The sequence below is a fragment of the Gemmatimonadota bacterium genome, assembly GCA_026706345.1.
GTDB lineage: Bacteria > JAAXHH01 > JAAXHH01 > JAAXHH01 > JAAXHH01 > JAAXHH01.
The window spans coordinates 19,035-42,707 of sequence record JAPOYX010000002.1 but is presented as its reverse complement, the minus strand read 5'-3'; the positions used below and the strand labels follow the sequence as shown (position 1 = coordinate 42,707).

The following is a 23,673-nucleotide window of genomic DNA, read 5'->3' as shown; positions in this document are numbered from 1 at the left end:
CCAGCGGCGGGAATCCCTCGCCGAATACAATGGGCGGCGCCGACCCGAAATAGGGGAACTGGGGCACGACCGGGGTGAAGAACCCGACGATGTTGTACATCATCACGCAGAATGGGATGGAAAACCCGATCCAGAACCGCTTCTCCGAGAGAAAGGCCGGGATTCGGCTTGGCGATTCCATGCCCCGGGTGAAGGCGAGGGGGATCTGCATCATGGGGAAGACCAGTTTCTCGTGTTCCACCCACTGTCTCCGCAGGATGACCACGAGGCAGAGCCCCATGAAGATCAGCGGGACGATGAAGGTCAGCCACCAGAACAGCGGAATGCCCCACACGCTCCAGGGTATGGACGCGCCGGGCGGCATACCGTCTACCAGCCACGTGAGGGCGTTGCCCTGGTTCGTGACGGTCGCCCAGGGTTTCAGATACGGGTAGAAGTACTCGGCCCACTGGTTCTCGGGCGTCGCCAGCAGGTAGGGGGCCATCAGCGTGGAGATGAACGGGGCGCCCATGCCGTTAGTCGTCAACCCCGAAGCCGCCATGCCCATGGCCAGGGGGATGACGAACTCATAGGGTGTGAGGGCCCAGTCCTTTTTCCACCTCGCCAGCACCACATTGAATATGACCAGGTACGCAAAGGCCAGAAACAGCGCGCCGATGTGGAGATGATCCGCGCCTAGCTGGGACGAGGCCATGGTGTACTGGAAATAGGGGACGATGAGGGAAATCAGGACGACGCTCGCCAGCCCCAGAAGAATGGATCGCGGCGTAATTATCCGAGTCGCCTTCACGGGGACGGCGGAGGTGGAAACACTTTGCTGTACTGAGGCCATGGAAGAGGCTGGAAACAGATTATGCGAATTTCGAGCAATGGTTCTGCACGATAGAATGGGTCCAGAATATGTAAGGACGCGCATGGGATAAGTCAAAGAAAAACAGCGTCCCCGAATGTCCTGCAGCGTCGCTGTTTCAATGGTTTTAGTGGTTGACACCCCAGTGGTTTACGGGGATATTTCCATACCTTGGATGTGCCCGTTTCACACGAGGGGATCATAGTGAAGGCCGAAACCAGAGCCGCCATAGACCGCTTTCTGAACAGGTACATCGCCTTCATCTGCCGCCATCCGGCGAAGATCGTCCTTGGTGCGCTGATAACGGCCCTGCTTTCCGTCCACTTCGCCTCCAGGCTTCAGCTGAAAACCGACTTCGTCGAACTGCTCCCCGAAGGCTACCGAAGCGTCGACGACATACACCGGCTCACGGAGCGCGTCGGCGGCATCGGCAACCTGACCGTCGTCATAGAGACGGAAGACCTGGCCGCCGCCCAGCGGTACGCCGACGACCTCGCCGGCAGGCTCCGGTCCGATCTCCCGGAAGGGTATGTCCGCTACATTGAGTACAGGGTGGACGACGAGAAGCGGTTCTACGAAGACCACAAGTACCTGTACGCGAACCTGGAGGACCTGGAAGAGATCCAGAGCCGGCTGAGCCGGCAGATCCTGAAGAAGAAACTGGAACAGAACCCCCTTTTCGTTTCCGAGGAAGACCTCGGTCTGGAGGTGGAAGACGAGCCGTTCACGGTGAGCGACCTGGAGGAGAAGTACGAGAAACAGGCGTCGGAGAAGCTGGACAAGTGGGTCGACGGGTATTTCACGGGACACGACGACCAGGGGCAGTTTCTGGTCATGGTCCTGAAACCCTTCGGCTCGTCGACCGGCGTGTCCTTCTCCAGGGATCTGTGCGAACGGGTCATGGCCATCGCGGAAGGCCTCGACCCCGCGTCCTACCACCCGTCGCTGAAGGTCGGCCTCACCGGCAAGTACCGCCTGATCCTCGACCAGTATTCGTCCGTCCAGCGGGAGATCTTCTCTTCCGCGGCCTTTACGCTTACGCTGGTCGCCCTGGCCATATTTCTCTACTTCCGGACTATCGTCCCGGTCATCAACATCACGCTGGTCGTGGTCGTCGGCATCCTCTGGACGTTCTGCATTACCTTTTTCCGCATCGGCTACCTGAACATGCAGACCGCCTTCCTGGGCGCCATCATCGTGGGGAACGGCATCAACTACGGCCTGATCCTGATGGCCAGGTACAAGGAAGAACGGCTGCGAGGCGAAAACGCCAGGGACGGCGTGCAGATCGCCTTCCGAAACACCCTCACTGCGACCATCACCTCCGCACTGTCGACCGGTCTCGCCTACGGTACCCTCATGATCACCGATTTCCGGGGCTTCAATCATTTCGGTTTCATCGGCGGCCTGGGCATGCTGTTGTGCTGGTTTTCGACCTTTTCCATCCTCCCCGCGCTGCTGATGCTCTGGGACCGTACCGAGTTCGGGCGGAAGACCTGGACCCGGAGAGTATCCCGGGGCAGGGCGCTGACCCGTCTCGCCAACCTGGTCCAGCGGGCTCCCCATGCAGTAGTGGGCACGAGTATCTCCCTGGTCGTGCTGGGTGCCGTCCTGCTGGTGTGGTGGCTTCCGAATTCCTTCGAGTACGATTTCTCGAAACTTCGAAACGAGCCGCGGGGCGACACCTACGAGCGAATTCTCAACCACCGCGTAAATGCCCTGTTCGGCATATCGCAGTCGCCCGCGGTCATCCTGGCGGACCGGCTGGATCAGGTTCCGGGCATACGCCGGGCAGTACTGGGCAAGAAAGAAGCGGAAAAGGAAGTCCCGAACCCAACCATCGACCGCGTGCGGACCATTTTCGACCTGCTTCCGGAGGACCAGGAGGACAAGATCGACGTCCTCTGGGACATCGAATACATGCTCGACACGAATCCGCCCGACGAACTCGGCATTCCGCCCGATCAGCTCGCCAGGATCAACGATTTCCGCGACAACCTCAGTTTGGAAGAGATCACCGTGGACGACCTGCCCCAGGCACTTACGCGTCCCTTCGAGGAGCGGGACGGGACGGTGGGCAGACTGGTCTACGTCTACCCGAGATCGGACGCCGGACTCTGGAACGGCAGAAATCTGATCCGGTTCGCGGAAGTCGTCCGTTCCAATCGTCTGCCAGACGACGAAGTCATCTATTCTTCCGGCGAGGCCGTGGTTTTCGCCGACATGCTGAAGGCCGTGGACCGCGACGGCCCCATCGCCACGGTCGCCTGTTTCGTGGGCGTGATCACGCTCCTCGTACTGGCTTTCCGAAGCATCCACGCGTCGGTCGTGATCCTGGCATCCCTGCTGGGCGGCATGCTGGTCATGGGCGGGGTCATCGCCGTCTTCGACATCAAGGTGAACTTCTTCAACTTTATCGTCATACCTACAACGCTGGGGATCGGCGTGGACTACAGCGTGAACCTGTATCAACGCTACCGCCTTGACGGACGCGGTTCCATACATAATATGGTACAGCATACGGGCGCGGCCCTGGTCATGTGTTCGTCCACGACGCTGATCGGGTATACCTCGCTGATGCTGACGTCCAACCGGGGCCTGCATTCCTTCGGGATCATGGCCAACGTGGGAGAGATCGCCACGCTGACGACGGCCCTGATCGCGCTGCCGGCCTATTTGCTCATCATGGAAAAGCGGACGGGGAACAGGGTGCCGGAACCGCGTAAGCCGGTCCCCGCCGCGTGACACCGCCTTCGCTGCCGTACCGTCAGGGAACGAGTCGAACAAGGCCGGCCAACATGAACTCTTATGCAGTGGACTACTGCCAGGTGTTGCCTGCACCCCTGCTGCATGCCTTTCTCGACGATTTCGAGTCGTTGCGGCCGTTCTACGCCTACGATCCCCGCGATCCGGATGTCTGGCCCCGCGCGATCGAGGCCGTAAGGTCCCGCACAACGCCCCCGCCGCGAAAGGTCCTCTCCCGGATACTGGAGGAACAGAACACCCGGTACGGCGCGGACGAGACGGTACTCGACAACGCCCGGTCCCTCGCCGTGGACGATACCTACGTGGTTTCCACCGGACAGCAGACGGGACTGTTCACCGGGCCGCTCTATACCATCTACAAGGCCGTCACGGCCGTGAGGCTGGCGAGGCGGGTGTCGGAGGAAACCGGCGTACGGGCCGTGCCCGTCTTCTGGATGGCCGCCGACGACCACGACTACGCCGAGATCAACCACGTCCACGTCTGCCGGGCGGACGGGGAGGCGCTTCGGTTCGAATTGAGTCCCGACGACCCCAATGACCGCCGGTCCGCAAGCGACCGGGAGCTCGGTCCGGGGATAGGACCGCTGCTCGGGCGATTCGAGGAGGCCCTGCCTGACTCGGAGTACAGCCCCTCCGCTATCGACGCGCTTCGGCAGCACTGTACCGCCGAGATCACGCTTTCCGATGCCTTCGCCCGGCTCATGACACTGCTCTTCCGGGGACAGGGCCTGGTCCTCGTAGACCCCACCGACCCGGCGCTTAAATTCCATATGAGTCCCGTTTTCGAACGGGAAATCCGGGACCCGCTCGCATCCACGCGCTCGGTCCTGGCGGTTTCAGGCAAACTGGCCGAAGCCGGGTTCCAACCCCAGGTCTCCCGGTCCCCGGACGCGGTGAACCTGTTTCTGTACCAGGACGGGCAGCGCAATGCCCTGCGCTACGAGAACGAACGGTTCAGCAACCGGGACCGCAGTCTGTCCTTTACCGAAAAGGACCTGCTGGAATTGCTCGATGAGGCGCCCGAGCGATTCACCCATAACGTCATCACCCGGCCCCTGGTGCAGGACACGCTGTTTCCGACGCTGACCTATATCGGCGGTCCGGCGGAAATCGCCTACTACGGGCAACTCGGCGGCGTGTACCGCCAGTACGGCCTGCCCTTCCCCGTGGTCTATCCCCGCGCGTCCCATACGCTGGTAGGCGCGAGGACCGCCCGGGTCCTGGAGAAACACGGCCTGGCCCTTTCCCATTTCGTCCAGGGTATCGAATCCGTGGTCGACCGGAAACTGCGGGATGACATGCCGGTGCATATCACCGAGGGATTACGGGCCGCCCGGGGAGACGTGAAAGCCCACTACCGGAACCTGAAGGGACACATGACGACCATCGACCCCGGGCTGATCCGGATCGTCGAAGCCTCGGAGCGGAAGACCAACTTCGCCCTGGGAAGGCTGGAAGAAAAGACCCTCCGGGCCCTGAAGAAGGCGGACGGCGTCATGCGCAGCCAGATTATCAGGGCGGACCGCCAACTCTATCCGAACGGACAGTTGCAGGAACGGATAGCCAACATCTGGCAGTATGTCGCCCTACACGGCTTCGACGTCATGAGGACGCTCTTCGAGGCCACTGACGAGACCGATTTCAGACACAGGATCACGCTCCTATGAAACTGGACATCCTGGCCGTATCCCCCCATCCCGACGACGTGGAACTGCACTGCGGAGGCCTGATGATCCGTTTCGCCGACCTGGGGTATGCCACCGGGATCGTCGATATGAGCCGGGGCGAGAAGGGGACCCGGGGGACAGTGGACGAGCGGGCCCGGGAGGCTGCGGCAGCGGCGGAGATCCTGGAGCTGTCCGAAAGGCTGAATCTCGAACTGCCGGATGCCCGCATCGGCGCCTGCGAGACCCACCGCGACGCCCTCGTGGACGCCATACGCCGATTCCGGCCCGAATTGCTGCTCGTTCCCCACGAAATCGCCCGTCATCCCGATCACGGAGCCACCGCCCGGCTGGCGAAAGACGCGGCCTTCCTGGCCGGCCTGGAGAAGATCGAAACGGAACACCCGGCTTTCCGGCCCCGGTACCTGGTCTTCTACCTCACTCACCACCGCTACCAGGAGCCCCGTCCATCGTTCATCGTCGACATCACCTCGACGTTCGGCCGCAAGATCGAGGCCGTGAAGGCCCACCGGTCGCAGTTCCACGACCCGGAGTCCACCGAGCCCGAAACGTTCATCAGCCGTCCGGAGTTCCTGGAAGAGGTCGAGGCCCAGAGCCGCTACTACGGACAGTTGATCGGCGCCCGGTACGGGGAGCCCTTCGTCGTCCGGGAATACCTCTCGATCGACGATCCGCTGGCTCACTTCGCGGGTAGAGGCGAGATCAAATGAACATCGGCATTACGTGTTACCCGACCTACGGAGGAAGCGGCGCCATCGCCGCCGAACTGGGACAGGCGCTGGCCCGGAAGGGGCACATGGTCCATTTCGTGAGCTATTCGATCCCCTTCCGCCTGCAGGAGTACAGCCAGAACATCTCCTTCCACAACGTGGAGGTCATGCCCTACCCGCTGTTCAAGTATCCGCCTTACACCCTCGCGCTCGCGGCGAAAATGGCCGATGTGGCGTCCGAGGCGGAACTGGACATCCTGCACGTGCACTACGCCGTGCCCCACGCCACCTGCGCCTTCCTGGCGCGGCACATGCTGCGCGAGCGGGACATCAAAGTCATCACGACCCTGCACGGCACCGACATCACCCTCGTGGGCAGCGACAAGTCCTTCTACCGGGTCACCCGGTTCAGCATCGAGGAAAGCCAGGGAGTCACCGCCGTATCCGAGTCCCTGAAGCGCGACACGCTGTCCCTCTTCGATATCGAGCAGGACATCCGGGTGATTCCCAATTTCGTGGATGTCGACCGGTTTCGCCGGGGGGACGGCCACTGCGACATCAGCAACTTCGTCGACGAGGACGAGAAGGTCATCGTGCACGTCTCGAATTTCCGGCCGGTCAAACGTATCGGCGATATCATCCGCATGTACGCGGAGGTCCGGCGCAAGGTCAAGTGCAAGCTGCTGCTGGTGGGGGAAGGACCGGAGCGTATCCCCATGCAGGAACTGGCCGGGGAACTGGGACTTCAGGACGGCGTTGTTTTCATGGGCGAGCAGGAAGGGGTGGACCGGATCCTCTCCTGTTCCGACCTTTATCTGCTTCCCAGCGAACAGGAGAGCTTCGGCCTGTCGGCCCTGGAGGCGATGAGCTGCGGCGTCCCGGTGATCGGCGCCAACGCCGGAGGCCTGCCGGAACTCGTGCACCACGGGGAGACGGGATACATCACCGAAGTGGGCGACATCCGGCAGATGGTCCGGCACGCCACGGTCCTGCTGTCCGACGACGCGTTCCGCCAGACCATCGGGAGGCAGGCGCGGCAGCGGGTGCTGGACAACTTCGCGGAAGAGGCCGTCGTCCCGCAGTATGAATCCTATTACGAAGAGGTGTTGCGGGGATAGCCTGCCGCCGCGAAAACCCAAGGTGCCAAACGGGCTGTCACCAAACGGGCCGTTCTGTTTCCACGGCCACCCATCAGTCCTCTTCCGACTTCGCCTCCAGCGACGCGTAACTCACGCCTTCACCGCTCTCGTAGCTCACCGGCAGGGCCACTTCCTCCCAGCCGGGATTGACGACCTGGCCGAAGGGCGTCATCTCCCCGCTGAACCCGCAGCGCATGTTGACCACCGTCTGGTATCCCATAGACTGCAGCAGTTGGGCGGCGTGATTGGACCGCTGGCCGGTCCGGCAGCCCAGCACCAGCTTCGAATCTTCCGCATAGTTTGCCTTCACCACCCGGACGAAATCGGGATTCGGCGTCATCTGCCCGGTCTGCTCGTCCGCGTGCAATAGCGGGATGTTCACGGCCGGCGCGGGATGGCCCTGGTCGAATTCGGGAACGGACCGGACATCGATGTATGCGTACCCTTCCGATTCGACCAGCCTGGCCGCCTCGTCGGGCATGACCTGCTCCACGCTCATGTAAAACTCCTTTCATTTCAACTCATCAAAATGGCCATAGGTCGATGCTGTTGTTTTACCATCGTCGCTGTTGTCGTCCTCTTACGGGCGGAAAAGCCGGCTACCACGTCTCCACGATATGTCCCGAGGCTGGAAACCAGATCACATCGACGCAGTAGGAGAGCGCCACGCCCAGCACGTAGCCCACCAGCATGCCGATGAAGAAGGGCTGCGCCTTGCGGTATAGTGTCGTGCCGCCCAGTTTCAGGATCACGGCCTTGATGAGCCAGACGATGAAGATCGAAGTGGCGATCATCCCAATGGCCCAGGTTTTGGCGACGGCCCAGCCGATAGGATGCAGCGGCCACCAGTGAAAATTGTGGTGAGCCAGGATCAGCAGCCAGGCGACCAATGCGCCGATCCCGAGGCCGGCGTATTCGCCGCCGGTCAACTGCGTCTGGTTATTGATCCACGACGCGAGCGTCTCGTAACCTCGCTTTGCGTTGCCGAAGGCGTCCTCGAACCCATCTGCCCCCGTGGTCGCGTAACCCAGGAAGACGGTGTATACGACCGATATGACCGCGGCCATGAGAAGCGCCGACACAATGACGGGAAAGATGCCTCGCCGGGCGCCGCCGATCTCATCGCCGACCTTGTTGACGTGGGCCATGGCGCACATGCCCAGCGTGCGCCAGTTCCTCGAGAAGGTCTGTGAAAGGGTCAGAATGGTGAGGTCCGCCCGGTGCAGATTCGCCGATCCGAAGGAAAAAACCGTGAATTCATGGGCGTTGTACGGCAGATCCAGGTAGATCAGCCCCGCTTCCGCCACCACGCGGGTAACCCCGAGAAAGAGCAGCATGCAGGTGGCCAGCAGCGTGGCTGCGGCGGCAAGGGACATGCCCATGCTGATCAGGAAGAAGAACATGTACAGGATGCCGATCACCACGCCTCCCATGGCGGTCCTGTAAGAAAAGAACTCCCCTGAGTCATCAATGTCGTCGCCTCTGCCGATCGCCTTTCTCACCACGTCGTAGAGGTGGCGGCGGGCCATCCAGAGTCCGAAGAGGGTGAACATGAAGAATCCGCCCAGGTGTTGTGCCGTTACGATTTCGGCCGTCTTCGGAATGCCGAACCGGCTCATGATGCCGATCTGGATCGTGGCCAGTAGAAAGAATACCCAAATGCTGAACAGGATGTTCAATTCGGTAAAGAATCCAATGGCGATGAAAGCGAAACTGATCTTGAACTGAATCGGCGGGAAGGATTCGGCCAGGGTAATCGGTACGCGGTAATCCCCGCCCAGTTTGATGGGCGGCACGACGTCCCAGTACGAGACGATATTCCACAGGATGATGAAGAGGGGGATGGAGAAACCGTACCAGAATACCTTGGACCGGGCGATGCGGGGCAGCACGGAACCGCTTTCGTCTTCTTCGATGAGCAGCAGCGGCACGCGGGCCAGCGGAAAGGTCAGCCGCTCTCTTTCGATCCACTGCTTGCGCAGGATCACCATGAGCGATGCGCTGGCGAAGAAGAGGGCCAGAAAGAAGGTGCCCCACCAGCCCATGGGGATGATCCAGTCCCGCCAGGGGATCATGCCGCTGGATGGCAGCCCCTCGTAGAACCACTGTACCGCGTTCCGATCGTCCGGGACGATCAGCCAGGCAGGGAGGTACTCGAAGAACAACTCGACGTACCTGTTCTCGGAGTTGGCGTAGTAGTGGGGGATGGAGGGAATGGCGACCCAGTAGGTGGTAAAGGCCCACCCCGGAATGGCCGATGCCGTAAACACGGTGAAGAAGACGATGATCAGTTCCGGCGCGGTGAAGACCCTCGTGGGCGCGAATCGCTTCAACAGGCCGTTTATCACGAAGACGACCAGCATGAAGGGGAAGAGCGCCGCCATGGGCATGTGGGTAATGGAAAGGTAGGAGGAATGGGCTTCGAAGGCGGAATGCACGACCCACCATGCCATCGACGCGGACAGGAGGAGTCCGAGACCCACCGCCCGAAGGGTCATGCCCGAAGCAAGCCCACCGTTTCCGGCGGGAGAACCTCCAACGGGATAATGGGAATCCGGCTTCCCGGACAGCGGGGAAGACCGCGGTCGAACACTCATGATATAAACGCTTGTAGGGATGAAATCAGCAGGATTACGGGTCTTGTTCCGGTCGTCCCGGATGCGCACAATGTATTTTCCGGACGGGGTCCGATCAAGGACTAAAACCGCGGCCGGCAGGCGGCTGTTTCCCTTGACACCAGCCCCCACGCGCCATACAATGGACGAGATTTTCTGCCCTTGTTTCCCGTTCCAAAGGCCTGTCTTCATGCAGTATCTGCTCACCGGCGGATATGGTTGTATCGGTTCGTGGATCGTGAAGAACCTGATCGACGACGGACACGATGTCGCGATCTACGACCTGGCGGAACACACCGCCCGCATGGCGCTGATCATGGACGAGGAACAGATCGCCCGGGTCCGGTTCATCGAGGGCGACATCGCCGACGGACCCCACTTCACCCGGGTGGTCGGAGAAACGGGCGCGTCCCGCATCATCCACCTGGCGGGCCTGCAGGTGCCCGTGTGCAAGGCCGATCCCATCAAGGGCGCAACGGTTAACGTGATCGGCACCCTGAACGTCTTCGAAGCGGCAAAAACCCACGACGATATCGTACGACGCATCGTCTATGCGAGTTCCGCGGCTGTCTACGGCATGGAAGACGACTACGATTCGGGTCCGGTCGACAATGACGCGGTACTGCGGCCCGTTACCCACTACGGCGTCTTCAAGCAGTGCAACGAAGCGAACGCGCGGGTGTACTTTCTGGATCACGGCATTTCCAGCATAGGCCTGCGTCCATGGACCGTGTACGGACCGGGCCGGGACTTCGGGTTGACCTCCGATCCCACGAAAGCGGTCAAGGCCGCCCTGTTGAACCGTCCGTACGTGATCGGGTACGGCGGACGGAACAACATGCAGTACGTGAACGACACCGCCCGCACGTTCATCCGCTGCGCCGAGGCGGAAACCACCGGCGCCGGGGCCTACAGCGTCCGGGGAGACGTCGTTTCCATCGACGAGGTGATCGCGTCCATCGAGCGCGTCGTGCCCGGATCGGACGGACTCATCTCCCACCTGGACATGAACCTGCCCATCGCGCCGGACCTCGATGACCGCGCCATCCAGGAGGATGTGGGCGAGATCCCCTACACGCCGCTGGACGAGGGGATCAGGGAGACCTGGGACGTATTCCGGCGGCATCAGGAGGCCGGCACGCTGAGCACCGACGACCTGCAGGGTTAGATGTCCACAGTCTGCCGAACCACGCTGAATCGTATCTCAATAAACTATCCTTTCAGCAGTCCTTGACCTGTGGTCATCCTTAAAGGACAAACTGCATGACATTGGAGACGCTGAAACAACGCATGCATCTCGACGGCTGGTGCGTCCTGGACAACATTCTCCCCGGGGACAGGCTGGACGAGATACGCGACCGGGTCATCGCCTCCACGAACCGTCATCGGAATCCCGACGCACCCGCGAACATCGGCCATGTGAGCGGTTTCCTGAAGTACGACCAGTCGCTGGCGCCCTGGCTCGCGGACCGGCGTATCGTCGACCTGGCCGCCGCGCTGCTCGGACGCCATTTCCGCATCTCCTTCACTACGGCCACCATCAACGAGCCCGGGAACGACCGCGGGGGATGGCACGCGGACTGGCCCTTCAACCAGCGGAACGCGGGACATGTGCCCGCTCCTTACCCGGACGCGGTCATGCACCTCACGACCATCTGGATGCTCTCCTCCTTCACCGGGGCCAACGGGGGAACGCTCATCGTCCCGGGCAGCCACCGCGCCGCCAACAACCCGACCGGGCACAACGGGGTGCCGGCGGAAGCCCCCCATCCGAACGAGTTGAACGTGACCGGCCAGGCGGGAAGCGTCCTTGTCATGGACAGCCGGCTCTGGCATTCCACGGCCGCCAACACCTCTCAGGACCCCCGTGTGGCCGTCGTCGTCCGCTACGCGCCCTGGTGGCTGAACCTGAACGTGCTGAGGCCCGGCTCGGAAGACCGTAGGATCCTGGTGGACGAGACCGGCGGAACGGAAAACCTGGTCCCCACCCTTCCAAAGGACGTCTTCGACAGCCTGCCCGGTGAGTTGAAGCCCCTCGTGTCCCACTGGGTGGAGTAGGATTCCGTATACCCTTTAAGATCCTCCGATCAATTTCCATGGCGTGTTCAAGGTCGCATTGCATCTTCGGCATGGTGTTGACCTGAACCAGGTCTGCTCTAGCCGGATATACCTGCCTGGAAGAATCCAATACCTCAGTAGGACATTCCTCGGGACCCCGAAACATTATTCCCGTCGCATTAGTCTAATGTTTAAGAATCGCAGTACACTTTTCCGATTCTGAATATAGCGATTGGGGGAGATTATGAACCGGACTGGAGTTTTCGCGGTTTTATATGCATGTATCTGGATTTCAAGTGCGTGCAGCATGCAAGAGATCGAATTTGTTGAGCGCGACGGGCAAGAGATCGAATTTGAGCGCGACGGGCGGGACTATATCGAAAGCACCAGGCAGAAATACGAGGTGGACCCCGGTGGTACACTGGCGATCGTTGCCGCCGAATTGGGGGCAATTCACATCAGAAGCTCAAATAAGAATGAAGTAGATGTTCTGGTTAGAAAACGATTAAGGACAACCGATGCTGACCAGGCGCGTAAAGACTTCAGTAATGTTGAAGTCGAAATCAAAGAGACGTATAACGGGGTACGAATCGAAGTCGATCAGATCAGGAACGTCACGTACACGCGATGGTTCTGGCAGGACTGGCCGGATCGGGTTTCTGTAGATATAGAGGTTCTGGTGCCCGTGGAATACAACCTCGACCTCAGCACTATCATCGGTGATATCCAGACGGGGAACATCGCAGGAAACGTGACGGCTAAGACCCTTTCCGGGAACGTTTCGACCGGTCCAACCGAAGGTGACTTGAGCATAAAGACGAACAGCGGGAATATCGAGACTGGTCGCGTAGTAGGCAAGGTGCACATCATTACACTGAGTGGGAATACCGAGATCATCGGCCTAGTGGATGGTGATGTGACGATCCGTTCGAACTCTGGCAAAATAGAAACACGTACCATAGACGGAGACCTGCACGCCAAGTCCTTAAGTGGTAACATCAAGATCGGTCCCGTGAATGGTGACGCGACGGTCCGTTCGAACTCTGGAAATATCCAAACCGGTTATGTGCAAGGAGAATTGAAAACCACGACGCTCAGCGGCAACATCACAAACAGGTACCATAGACGGTAACGCCGTTGCCAGCACGGCAGAAGGAAACCTCGAGAGGCGACACAACCTTTTCCTCATCGCCGGAGTCTTAATCGCAGAACAGACAGCTTGATGGACATTAACCAAACCACACCAGGAATCGGGTCCCATGAATGCGTTTTGGAAGCTGACGGTCGCTAGCCTGTGCATAACGGTAATGTTGAATTCAGCCGCGCAAGATTCGCACGATACCGAGATGATGCGAACTGAACGTGGATTCGTGGAAAACATCACTGCGACGTACGCGGTCGATCCGGGCGGCAAGCTGACCATCGATGCCGACATCGGATCCGTTCGGATCGAGACCGCGACCACCAACAAATTGGAGATCCTGGTAGAAAAGCAACGGAAGGAAGGCACCGAAGACCAGGCACGCCGCGCCTTCGACGAAGTGGAGGTAACAACGGAACAGCAGGACAACGACGTGCATGTCCGCGTCGACAAATCGCGATGGTTCAAGCGCAACAGGGTGTCCATAGCGATTATAGTCCAGGTGCCCTATACATACAACCTGGACATCAATACGGCAGGAGGCAGCATCGAAATCGCGGACCTGGACGGCGAGATCATGGCGAAGACGGCAGGCGGAAGCATCAGGCTAGGCGCCACGAAAGGTGACGTGGACGCCAGGACGCTGGGTGGAAGCATCCGCATCGGCCCGACGGAAGGGGGCGTGTATGCGAAGACGCTGGGCGGAAGTATCGATATAGGTGACACGAAGGGGGATGTGGACGCCAAGACGCTGGGCGGAAGCATCAGAGTCGGACGTACAGAAGGTGACTTGACCGCCTACACCATGGGCGGAAACATCATCGTTGAAGCCGCTTCAGGGAAAGTGTCGGCCAAGACCCTGGGTGGAAAAGTCCGGGTCGGTTCTACGTAACAGGTCTTCGGCGATGACAATATCGCAAGTATTGACAAATCGGGAGGAATGATGCGTTTGTTATTGAACCTGGTCGGTGTCAGTCTGCTTGTTGCCTCGGCCTATGCATGCGGCGCGCAGGAGACCACATTTATGCGAGACGGATTCAGTTTCAAAGAAAGAACCCACCAGAAGTATACGGTGGATGGGGCTGGCACGTTGACTGTAGACGCCGACTTCGGTTCGATCCGGGTCGAAAGCTGGTCCAACGATGAAGTCGACGTCGAGATTGAAAAACGCCGGACGGGAATCAGCGAAGACAGCGCGCGCGATGCCTTCAGGGACGTTGCCGTGGATATCTCCCAACAGGAGAACGACGTAAACGTCCGGATAGACCGTGATCGGAATTACGGGTTCGACAACGTATCGCTGGATATACGGGTCAGGTTGTCGGAATCGTACAGCCTGGACCTCAAGACCTCGGGCGGCGACATCGATGTCGGAGACCTGCGGGGCGACGTGCTTGCCCGCACCTCGGGCGGCGATGTCAACGTCGGCAACGTAACGGACGCCGTGATCCGTGTTCACACGTCAGGTGGAGATGTGACCATCAAGGGGGGCGGAAGGGAGACGAAGGTGTCCACCTCCGGCGGGGATATCGAGATCCGGGACGCCCGGGGCGAGGTGGATGTATCCACCTCGGGCGGTGACGTCACGATCGGCGGCGCGGCAGGCGAAGTGACGGCGAAGACCTCCGGCGGCGACATCACAGTCGGCAGTACAGACGGCGAAGTGACGGTGAGAACTTCCGGAGGCGATATCGAAATCGATCAAGCCGGGGGAAACACAGAGGCGACTACCTCGGGCGGCGACATCAGGATAGGCCATACCACGGGAGAGGTGACGGCGAAGACCTCGGGCGGCGATATCACGATCGAGCGCGCCAATGGCGCGGTGGATGTGCATACCTCGGGTGGCGACGTCACCATCGACAGTGCTGAGGGAAGCCTGAAGGCGGGCACGTCGGGCGGCGATATCGCGATCGGCAATGCGACGGGCGGCGGTGTCACGGCGACTACCTCGGGCGGCGACATCGAAGCCCGTTTGAGGGCGACCGTAAACGCACTGGAAGAAGACTGGTTACTGCAGTCGTCCGGTGGGGAACTGACTATTCAGATTCCCGAGGATCTGCCGGCCACGCTTGAGGCGGAGATTCATCTTGAGCGGTCCTGGTTCGGCCGCGACAAGGAATATCGAATCGACTCGGATTTCGACCTGGAAGAACAGGAAGAGGAGACGCGGAATCGAAGGACGATAAGAGCCACCGGCGACATTAACGGGGGTGGCAATCGCATCAAGCTCGAAACCAGTGGCGGCGATATTCAGATTCGCAAGGTGTCGTCCTGAGCCATGCCACAACCGCGTGCAGCCTTGACTTTTCGGGTCAGGACGCGCCCAGGTACCCCGCGAGTTGCCCGGGCATGATGTTGCCACCGCTGAGCAGCGCCACGACCTTCTTGCCTTCCAGCGAAACGATGCCGTTCAATAGCGCGGCGACGCCGACTGCGCCTCCGGGTTCGACCACGAGTTTGGTCGTCCCGATCAGGTACTTTACCGCGTCGATCGCCTGCTCGTCGGAAACCAGCACCATCTCGTCCACGTAGGCCATTACGTGTTCGAAGGTCAAGTCGCCCGGGCGGGGCGCTACGAGCGAATCGCACACCGTGTCCGGTTCCGGCACCTCGCAGATCTCCTTCTTCAGAAAAGACTGGTAAACCGCCTGCGACCCTTTGGGTTGAACCCCGATCACCTTCACCGCCGGGTTCAACGTCTTCACGGCCGTGGCGATGCCGCCGATCAGGCCCCCGCTGCTCACGGGGACGATCACGGCGTCCAGGTCCGGCGCCTGTTCCATGATTTCGGCGCCTATGCTGCCATGGCCCCGAACGACGTTCTCGTCTTCCCAGGTGTTTATCGCGGTGATGCCCCGTTCCCTGCCCAGCTGTTCCAGCGTGTCCCACCTCGCCTGGTTGTGGTTTTCGCACATCACCGCTTCGGCGCCGTAGTCCACCGTGCGCTGCACCTTGTAGGGCGAGGTCTTTTTCATCATCACGATCGCCGTCGGAATCCCCAGCAGCGTACCCATGAAGGCGAATGCCGTCGCAAAGTTTCCGGAGGAGGAAATCGCGGCGCCCTTTTTCTTCTGGCCCTCGGAAAGGCGGTTCAGGATGGTATAGGCCGCGCGCGTCTTGTAAGATCCTGTCACCTGGAGGTTTTCCGTCTTCAACCAGACGTCCGCGCCGATCTGATCGGAAACCGCGGCTGACCGCAGGGCGGGCGTGTAGACGATTTCCGGCGGAAGCTCCTTCCGGGCCTGTTCTATTTCTTCCAGTGTGATCAGCATCGCTTTTCCAGTCTGATCCCTGCGCCCCTGATGGCGACATTCGGCCGATCATCGTTTGCGGACCGGTGATCCGCCCGTTTCCCTTCATCACAATCTGTTCTTCGAAGTCCCGGCGTCAAGCGATTTCAACTTCAACAGCACGCAGGATATCCGCCCCGGTTGTCAAAGAAAAACGGCTTACTGGACAACCCGGCCATGAATGCCTATATTCCGCCCGCCGTGAATCGAGGCGGATCACTTGAAGGTTTAGATTCGCTGGATTGTAAAAAGTAAGATGGAAGTAAACTTCTAAAGCCGTTGGATTTAAACGCAACGTTCGATGCTGGAGGATTAAATGTCGTTTCGCGTGTCCGCCCGGATATGTGGCGGTCTGTTCTGCGTCTTTGCCTGTCTGCTTTTGCTTCATGATATCGCGCGGGCCCAATCTCCGCGAGATCATGCCTCTGTTGAAACGACCATATCGGAAACTGAAGCGGCGATGTCGGAAGAAACCGACCGGACGTCGGACCCGCGACCGTTCAGCGTTCCCCTGCCCGTGTCCAAGACGCCCTTCGATTATCAGAACCTCGATCCTTCAGATTACATGCTCACGGCGGAACGAGTGGCTTCCTCCATTAAGGTGGACGGCCATCTGGACGAAATCGAATGGCAGCAGGCGGACGTTGCCAGCGATTTCTTCCAGCTCGAACCGGCCGAGGGCGACCCGGCGACCCATCCGACCGAGGTCCGGGTGCTCTACGATGACAAGAACCTGTACGTAGGATTCGTTTGCTTTGAACCTCACCCGGAACATATCATGGCGCCGGATATGAAGCGCGATACGCGAATGGGTTTTTCGAACGATATGGTCACGGTCGTGATCGCTTCGCTCGATCAGTACCGCGAAGCCTACGAATTCCAGACGAATCCCAACGGCGCGCGCTCCGACGCCTTCGTCAGCCGGGAGGGAAGTAACGACGACCGGGACTGGAACGGATTCTGGAATTCGGCAAGCCAGGTCTACGACTACGGATGGACGGCGGAATACGTGATTCCTTTTCATACGCTCCGCTTTCCGAAACGCGAGCATCAGACCTGGGGCATCAACTTCGGCCGGCGGATTCAGCGTATCCGCGAGGAATCCTACTGGGTTCCGCTGAGTCTGAAAGACGGCGACCAGGCGCTTTACCGTTTCGGCAAGGGGGGGCGGTTGACCGCCCTGTCCAACATCACCCCCGGTGGACGGGCCCAGATAACTCCATTCACCGTGCTTGGCGGCCAGTCCTCCCGTCACACCGATTCGCCGCCGACTCCAGCGACCCCGATCGCATCCACGCACACGGCCAACGACTTTTTGCGGCAATGGGGCGGCGACCTCAAGGTCAGCATCACGTCCGGCGTAACACTCAACACCACGATCAATCCGGATTTCGCCCAGGTGGAAGCGGACGACGAGGTGGTGAACCTGTCCCGGTTCGAGTTCCAGTTCAACGAGAAGCGGCCCTTCTTCCTGGAACGCAGCGATATCTTCAAGCTTAACCAGCAGCCACCGCGACGCGGACCCAGAAGGGGCAACAACGATCGGACGCCCCAGTTGTTTTTCAGTCGTCGCGTCGGCCGCCAGTTGCCGGATGGCCAGGTGGTTCCCATCGACCTGGGCATGCGTTTGACAGGCAAAATCGGGCGGACAACCGTCGGGTTCCTGAACGTTCAGACCCGGGAAACGGAGTACGAAGACGACGGCGAGATGGAGATCGAACCGCTCACCAACTGGCAGGCCCTGAGAATCTCGCGGGACCTCGGTACCCGCTCAAGCATGGGCATGCTGGCCACATTCAAGGAACCCAACCCCCGGTTCAACGACAAAGTCGGCATGGCCATCCCCCGTTACGCCAGCGAGGATTACAACCGGGTCGTGGGTTTCGATCTCAACCTGGCTTCGCAGCGGACCAACCACCAGGGGCAGATCACCTTTGCGAAGAGCTGGACGGATTCCCTGAGCACCGATAACCAGGACTGGACCTTTCGCATCATCGAGCGCTGGCAGAATCGATGGATGAGCTACGGCATGTCCTTTCTGGATATCGGCGACGATTTCATCTCCCACACCGGTTTCGTCCGGGAAACGGGCCTGCAGCGGATCGGGCTCGGGTTCAATACGAACAACTTCGTCCGCCGGTGGGGTATACGCAGGTTCAACGGGGGAATCCGCAGCAATTACATCACGAAGAAAGATACGGATTTCATGGATGCGGACTCCTGGTCCCTTTCACCCAACTTCTTCATGGAGTTGGAACGCGGGGTGTGGATCTCGGCTTCGTACGATATGAGATTCGATACGCTCGACAAGACCACGCGAATCGGAGGGGTCCATTTTCCTGCAGGTTCCTATTCGTATAACGCGGGGAATGTGTTCCTGTTTACAGACAGCGGAAGAAGGATCTCCCTTCAGGGTAATGTACGTTATGGGAGGTTCTACGGCGCGGACCTGCTCAGCCTTTCCAGCGAGCTCTCGATCAAGCCCACCCCCCGCTTCGCTTTCGAACCGGGTATCACCCGAAGTCGGCTCGACCGGGGAAGCCGCGCGGGTCTCGAGGCCGACGAGTATGACCACAACACGCGACTCATCCCCAGTGTTCGGATGAACTACTCGTTCACACCTAACCTGTCCTTCTCGTCCTTCATCCAGTTCAACGCCGACCGGCACGCGGAGGCGGACGACTATCATTTGAACACGGTCACCATGAATCTCCTGCTGGCTTACCGGTCGCCCTTCGGTCACTCGTTTTTCCTGGCCTTCAATCAATTCCGCGACGACGATCTGGATACCGATCTGTCTTTCGATCCCTTTGAAAGGACGCCGCTCAGGCTGCGGGATCAGCAGATCGTCGCCAAGGTTTCCTACCTGTTTAACCTGTAGGCTGCTTCCATCCGGGCGGGACCAGAATCATACCTGAGCATCAATCAAGCCAGGGAACTGAATAAAACCCGGCTCGTTTAAATGGGAAGGCAACTTTGTGCTTGCTTTGACCAACCTGCCGTCCAATCATAGTAAAACAAACCGGGACACATGATTATGAACGCACAAAAACCGATAGTTGTCGCGTGCGCGATGACGATCTGCCTGATCCTCGTCTCGGTTACCGAGGCGGCGGCCCAGGAGGCCCAGGATCGGAGGACTTCCGGCTGGTACGTTTCGGTCGGACTGGGCGGCAGCCTGGTCTCCGGGCTCGATCAGGTGGGCTGGAACACGGAATCCACGTGTTATCCCACCAGTGCCTGCTTCGATTTGATTTTACGCCCGGATATTCCCGGCTACCGGTGGCGTTACGACCCGTCCACCGACCGGGGTATCGGTTTCGACGCCGCTGTCGGACGGGTGTTCGACCGCACTCGCCTCGAGGTCTCATTCGCACATCGGAGAAACAACGTCGACCAGGGGGCGCTGATTGAGATAACCTACCTGGATGGCACGTCCGCGGGAGCCAGTTCTTCCCTTGGCCTGGCGCAGGCTGCCAGCACGAATTTCTTCGAAGACCTCGTGACGAGCAAGGTGACCCTGAACGCGTACTACGATCTTCCCTTTGGCCCACGCAGGATAACGCCTTACGTGGGCGTGGGAACCGGCATAGCGTTCGTGGAACTGACCCGGATCTTCTTTTCGATCGAATACAGCGATCCATCGGGATCCGGCACGCTCTACGACCCGCCCCTGTCGTTCTACAACAGCAAGCAGGATACCAGATTATCCGATACGGTATTCGCGGGGCATGTATACGCGGGAGCCGACTACAGCTTGAACGACCGCGCCGCAATAGGCCTCAAGGTGGCGTACTCCAGGGTGGACGATGTCGAGCACACCGGAACGTATGAATACCATCCCTACTTCGAGACGGACCCTTCTTTTACAAACCTAAACACGTTCAGCGCCACGAACCACTGGTCCCTGACGCTGAACGTGCGTGTTCTGTTTGGAAATTGACGCGAGATGGCGTTACGCGGGCCGGTTCGAAGTTGCTGGTCCGCTTGGTCCGCCTGGTCCGCCTGGCTCGCCGAACAGAATCGGTCAGCCCGGTCCGCCATCCCCGCCCTATCCCACGGAATCGACGAATACCTGGTGCGCGCTGCGGTCCTTTCCGGCATCCTTCGTATGCTGGTATGCGCGGTGCTCGGAGGGTTTGCCGAGCGAGGTAAGAGCCAGCATCTTCTCCGCGGTCTTCGTGGCTACGTAGGGCCGCCGGATATCCGTCGGGTTCGCCTGGATGTGCTGCTTCCACGCGCCCAGGTCCGTCTTCGCCTGGATCAACCCCTTGATCATCCCCATGTCGTTCAACATGGCCACGTCGTCCGCGGGTCCGAGCATGATGGCGCCGGTTATCGTGGAGCCGTCCCAGATAAGCTTGCGGTAGACCGGGCGGTTGGCGTTGATGACCTCGGTGACGTCGCCGTCGCCGGACCAGTCGCCGAAACTGGCGCACTGCAGCCCGCACACGTCCAGGATATTTATCAGCAGGCTGCCGGGATACTCCACGTCCTGACCGGCCATGTTCGCGCCCGCGATCCGGCCGTGGTCGACGGCGGTGGGCTGTATGGCGTGCACTGCCTGTCCGCCGGTGGAAAGGTCCGGTCCCTCGGCCACGTCGCCCGCCGCATACACGTTGGCTACGTTGGACTGGCACCGGTTGTTGACCAGGACGCCCTGGTTGGTCTCGATGCCCGATCCTTCGAGAAAGCCTATATTGGCCTTGATCCCCGTGGCCACGATGACCACGTCCGCCCGGGTGGACGAACCGTCGGAAAGCTGCAGGGTCTTGACGCCGTCGTGGCCGTGGTCGATGGCCTGGACACTCACGCCGGTGTGGACTTCGACGCCCTGGGACTCGAGCCAGGAGCCCACCAGGGAAGCGCCTTGGGCGTCCAGCATGCGGGGCAGCACCTGGTCTTCCAGTTCGATCACCTTCAGGCGGGCGCCGCGCTTATGCATCGCGTTGAGGATGATGAAACCGATGAACCCGGCCCCGATGAAGGCCACCTCGGCATCGCTGCCGAGGGCGCTCACGGTTTTTTCCGCGTCCGCCACGGTCCAGAGATTGTGGACCCCGTCGCCGTCCGCGCCGGGGATGTTCAGCTTCTGGGCGGACGACCCCGTGGCGATCAGCAGGTTGTCGAAGGGCACCATCGAACCGTCGCTGAGCGTGATCATGTTCGCGTAGGGGTTCACCTCGGTGACGCTGGCCCCGAAGCGGGTCTTCACTCCCAGCCCGCTGAAATAGTCGTCGTCTCCGGTATTGACCTGTTCGACCGGGATGTTCCCCGAGATGTAGTAGGGCAGGGCCATGCGGGAATAGGCCGGCTCATCGGAGATCAGGGTGATGGACGCGTCCGCGTCGTAACCCCGGATCGTTTCGATGGCGTTCATCCCGCCCGGTCCGCCGCCAATAATCACGTGTTCTGTAGCCATAATCCGCTCCTTCAGAGAAAGAATCCAAAAACGAAGTACGGGTCATCCGTGGTTTGGTTCGGTTATCGTCCTTTACGGTCTATTTGTTTATGCGTTGCTGGTGCTTCGTTACGCGAGTCCCAGCTCTATCAGCTTTTCCGTGGTGGGCCGTCCGTCCGCCGTCCAGCCCCGGGCCGCGTAGTAGTCCGGCAGCATGGCGTCGAGGTCGACGGTCACCCCCGCGGAAGGTCCTTCCTTATGGGCTTCTTCCATCAGTCTCTTAGGCAGCGTGTCATCGGCCGCGGTGAGGCCGGCCTTGAGATTCCACAGCCGCTCGATGTTCCATATCCGTTCGCCGATGTGCACGAAGTCGTCCATGGTGTAATCCACGCCGGTGGCCGCGGACAGCACGGGGATCAGGTCTTCCAGGGGCGCACCCGCCGTGGTGAACATGCAGATGCCCGTGGCGTCGTGGGCCGTGGTCCGGTTCTGCTCCTCGGCCACCCAGACCGATTTCCCGTCGGTACCGTGGGGATCGTATTCTCCGGAAGTCTCGATGCCGGGCGTCCAGGCCCTCAGGTGACAGGCGCCGCGGTTGCAGGTGGCGTAGGCCACGCCCATGCCCTGGAATCCCCGGGGATCATAGGCGGGGAACTCCTGTCCCTTGACGCCCATGAAGTATTCCGGATGCTCGAACTTCTCGGTCATCCGCCTGGAGCCTTCGGCCAGCTCGTCGCCGAATCCTTCCCGGAAACCCGTGGCTTCCGTCATGGCGATCAGGGCCTTGCCGTCTCCGAACCGGAGCGCCATGCCCGTCTGCTCATCGCTCAACAGACCCCGCTCGTACATCTCCATCGCCGTGGCCAGCGTGGCGCCCATGGAGATGGGATCCATGCCCAGGTCGTTGCACAGGTAGTTGGCCATGACGATGGCGTCCATGTCGTCCACGCCGCAGTCGGCCCCCAGCGACCAGAGGTTCTCGTACTCCGGTCCCTCCCCGGCTACCTTCCAGTTGCGGGGATGCATGTTGACCATGTACTTGTCGGCGTTGGGGGACACCTGGGTCACGCGGCCGCAGGCGATATTGCAGGCGAAGCAGGCCTTGTTGGCGATCAGCCAGTTATCCTTGATGCTCTCCCCGTTGATCGCCTCGGTGCCCTCGAACTGGCCGGCCGTGAAATTGCGTGTCGGCAGGCCGCCGAAGGTGTTGACCAGGTCGACCGTGGGCGCCGTGCCCAGTTCCGTGAGGCCCTGCCGGCCGGGACTCTCCGCCAGGTGATCATGGTAGGACCAGATGGCGGACATGTAATTCCGGGGACGGGCGATCCGCACGCCCTGGTTGCCGCGTACGGCGATGGCCTTCAGGTTCTTGGAACCCATGACGGCGCCGACGCCGGAACGGCCGGCCGCCCGGTGCTTGTCGTTGACGATGCACGCGAACCGCACCAAGTTCTCGCCCGCCGGTCCGATGCCGGCCACCCGCAGTTCGGGCATGCCGGTTTCGTCGCGGATGGCGTCCTCGGTCTCCGAGATCACTTTGCCCCACACGCCGCCGGCGTCGCGGATCTCGACGCGGTCATCGTCGACGAGGAGGTAGCAGGGACGATCCGCCCGGCCTTCCACGATCACCAGGTCGTAGCCGGCGAACTTGAGCTCCGGGCCCCAGTGGCCGCCTGAATTGGACGTCGTGATGGCGCCCGTGAGCGAACCCTTGGTCACCACCATGTAGCGGGAGCCGCACGAGGCGTTGGTGCCCGTGAGCGGTCCGGTGGCCATGATCAGCTTGTTGTCGGGACCGAGGGCGTCGACCGAGGGGTCCATCTCCTCGTAGAGGTACCGGGCGGCCAACCCGCGGCCGCCGATGTATTCCTCGGCCCAGTCCAGCCTCAGGGGCTCTTTGGTCGCCTTGCCCCGCGACAGGTCCACCCGCAGAATATGGCCGGCCCACCCGTGTGTCATGAAGAAACTCCATTCCTCGGCTCAAGCCGGGTGATGTGGGGTCGCGCTCCAGTCAT

18 protein-coding genes are annotated in these 23,673 nt (G+C 60.6%); 11 read left to right on the top strand and 7 right to left on the bottom strand.

Features of this window, described 5'->3' with window-relative positions:
- On the bottom strand, window positions 1–832 hold an 832-nt coding region (locus tag OXG98_00205; protein ID MCY3770435.1), incomplete at its 3' end, for a hypothetical protein.
- Window positions 833–1,054: 222 nt separating this feature from the next.
- On the opposite strand from OXG98_00205, the gene OXG98_00200 reads away from it, so the two are divergent.
- The 4 genes from OXG98_00200 to bshA are packed head-to-tail and all read left to right on the top strand — an operon-like array spanning window position 1,055 to window position 7,129.
- Entirely contained in the window at window positions 1,055–3,595 is a 2,541-nt protein-coding gene (locus OXG98_00200) for an MMPL family transporter (protein MCY3770434.1), read from the top strand.
- A 53-nt stretch (window positions 3,596–3,648) separates the two neighbouring features.
- The gene (gene bshC, locus OXG98_00195) at window positions 3,649–5,283 is read left to right on the top strand and encodes a bacillithiol biosynthesis cysteine-adding enzyme BshC (protein MCY3770433.1); all 1,635 of its coding nucleotides are present in this window, start codon (window positions 3,649–3,651) and stop codon (window positions 5,281–5,283) included.
- The gene (gene bshB1 / locus OXG98_00190) at window positions 5,280–6,011 is read left to right on the top strand and encodes a bacillithiol biosynthesis deacetylase BshB1 (protein MCY3770432.1); all 732 of its coding nucleotides are present in this window, start codon (window positions 5,280–5,282) and stop codon (window positions 6,009–6,011) included. The genes bshC and bshB1 overlap by 4 nt, the downstream gene beginning before the upstream one ends.
- Complete coding sequence (bshA, locus tag OXG98_00185; protein ID MCY3770431.1) at window positions 6,008–7,129, top strand: N-acetyl-alpha-D-glucosaminyl L-malate synthase BshA; 1,122 nt, start codon at window positions 6,008–6,010, stop codon at window positions 7,127–7,129. The genes bshB1 and bshA overlap by 4 nt, the downstream gene beginning before the upstream one ends.
- Window positions 7,130–7,202: 73 nt before the next feature.
- On the opposite strand, the gene OXG98_00180 is transcribed toward bshA, so the two are convergent.
- Window positions 7,203–7,649: a rhodanese-like domain-containing protein gene (locus OXG98_00180; protein ID MCY3770430.1), complete on the bottom strand. Its 447-nt coding sequence runs from the start codon at window positions 7,647–7,649 to the stop codon at window positions 7,203–7,205.
- A 100-nt stretch (window positions 7,650–7,749) separates the two neighbouring features.
- Window positions 7,750–9,648: a hypothetical protein gene (locus tag OXG98_00175; protein MCY3770429.1), complete on the bottom strand. Its 1,899-nt coding sequence runs from the start codon at window positions 9,646–9,648 to the stop codon at window positions 7,750–7,752.
- A gap of 307 nt (window positions 9,649–9,955) precedes the next feature.
- Here OXG98_00175 and OXG98_00170 point away from each other — a divergent pair, with 307 nt between their 5' ends.
- The 5 genes from OXG98_00170 (at window position 9,956) to OXG98_00150 (ending at window position 15,242) form a co-directional block, all read left to right on the top strand.
- Window positions 9,956–10,933, top strand: a complete 978-nt coding sequence (locus OXG98_00170; GenBank protein MCY3770428.1) for an NAD-dependent epimerase/dehydratase family protein — start codon at window positions 9,956–9,958, stop codon at window positions 10,931–10,933.
- Between the two features lie 95 nt (window positions 10,934–11,028).
- On the top strand, window positions 11,029–11,823 hold the full coding sequence (locus OXG98_00165; protein MCY3770427.1) for a phytanoyl-CoA dioxygenase family protein: 795 nt from the start codon (window positions 11,029–11,031) through the stop codon (window positions 11,821–11,823).
- 307 nt (window positions 11,824–12,130) lie between these two features.
- The gene (locus OXG98_00160) at window positions 12,131–12,955 is read left to right on the top strand and encodes a hypothetical protein (protein MCY3770426.1); all 825 of its coding nucleotides are present in this window, start codon (window positions 12,131–12,133) and stop codon (window positions 12,953–12,955) included.
- 214 nt (window positions 12,956–13,169) lie between these two features.
- Entirely contained in the window at window positions 13,170–13,856 is a 687-nt protein-coding gene (locus OXG98_00155) for a hypothetical protein (GenBank protein ID MCY3770425.1), read from the top strand.
- A gap of 132 nt (window positions 13,857–13,988) precedes the next feature.
- Complete coding sequence (locus OXG98_00150) at window positions 13,989–15,242, top strand: DUF4097 family beta strand repeat-containing protein (GenBank protein ID MCY3770424.1); 1,254 nt, start codon at window positions 13,989–13,991, stop codon at window positions 15,240–15,242.
- Between the two features lie 37 nt (window positions 15,243–15,279).
- On the opposite strand, the gene OXG98_00145 is transcribed toward OXG98_00150, so the two are convergent.
- Entirely contained in the window at window positions 15,280–16,239 is a 960-nt protein-coding gene (locus tag OXG98_00145; protein MCY3770423.1) for a threonine/serine dehydratase, read from the bottom strand.
- Window positions 16,240–16,354: 115 nt separating this feature from the next.
- Window positions 16,355–16,645, bottom strand: coding sequence for a hypothetical protein (locus tag OXG98_00140; protein MCY3770422.1), 291 nt, complete (start codon window positions 16,643–16,645; stop codon window positions 16,355–16,357).
- 72 nt (window positions 16,646–16,717) lie between these two features.
- Between OXG98_00140 and OXG98_00135 the strand changes: the two genes are divergently transcribed.
- Together OXG98_00135 and OXG98_00130 are read left to right on the top strand one after the other, a co-directional pair.
- Window positions 16,718–19,138 (top strand): DUF5916 domain-containing protein, encoded by a 2,421-nt coding sequence (locus OXG98_00135; protein MCY3770421.1) that lies wholly within the window; start codon window positions 16,718–16,720, stop codon window positions 19,136–19,138.
- Window positions 19,139–19,294: 156 nt separating this feature from the next.
- Window positions 19,295–20,200: an outer membrane beta-barrel protein gene (locus OXG98_00130; protein MCY3770420.1), complete on the top strand. Its 906-nt coding sequence runs from the start codon at window positions 19,295–19,297 to the stop codon at window positions 20,198–20,200.
- Window positions 20,201–20,308: 108 nt separating this feature from the next.
- Here the strand turns inward: OXG98_00130 and OXG98_00125 are convergent, their stop codons facing one another.
- Window positions 20,309–21,679 (bottom strand): FAD-dependent oxidoreductase, encoded by a 1,371-nt coding sequence (locus OXG98_00125; protein ID MCY3770419.1) that lies wholly within the window; start codon window positions 21,677–21,679, stop codon window positions 20,309–20,311.
- A 108-nt stretch (window positions 21,680–21,787) separates the two neighbouring features.
- A complete protein-coding gene (locus OXG98_00120) occupies window positions 21,788–23,617 on the bottom strand; it encodes an aldehyde ferredoxin oxidoreductase family protein (protein ID MCY3770418.1) in 1,830 nt (609 codons plus the stop codon).
- Window positions 23,618–23,673: the final 56 nt, after the last annotated feature.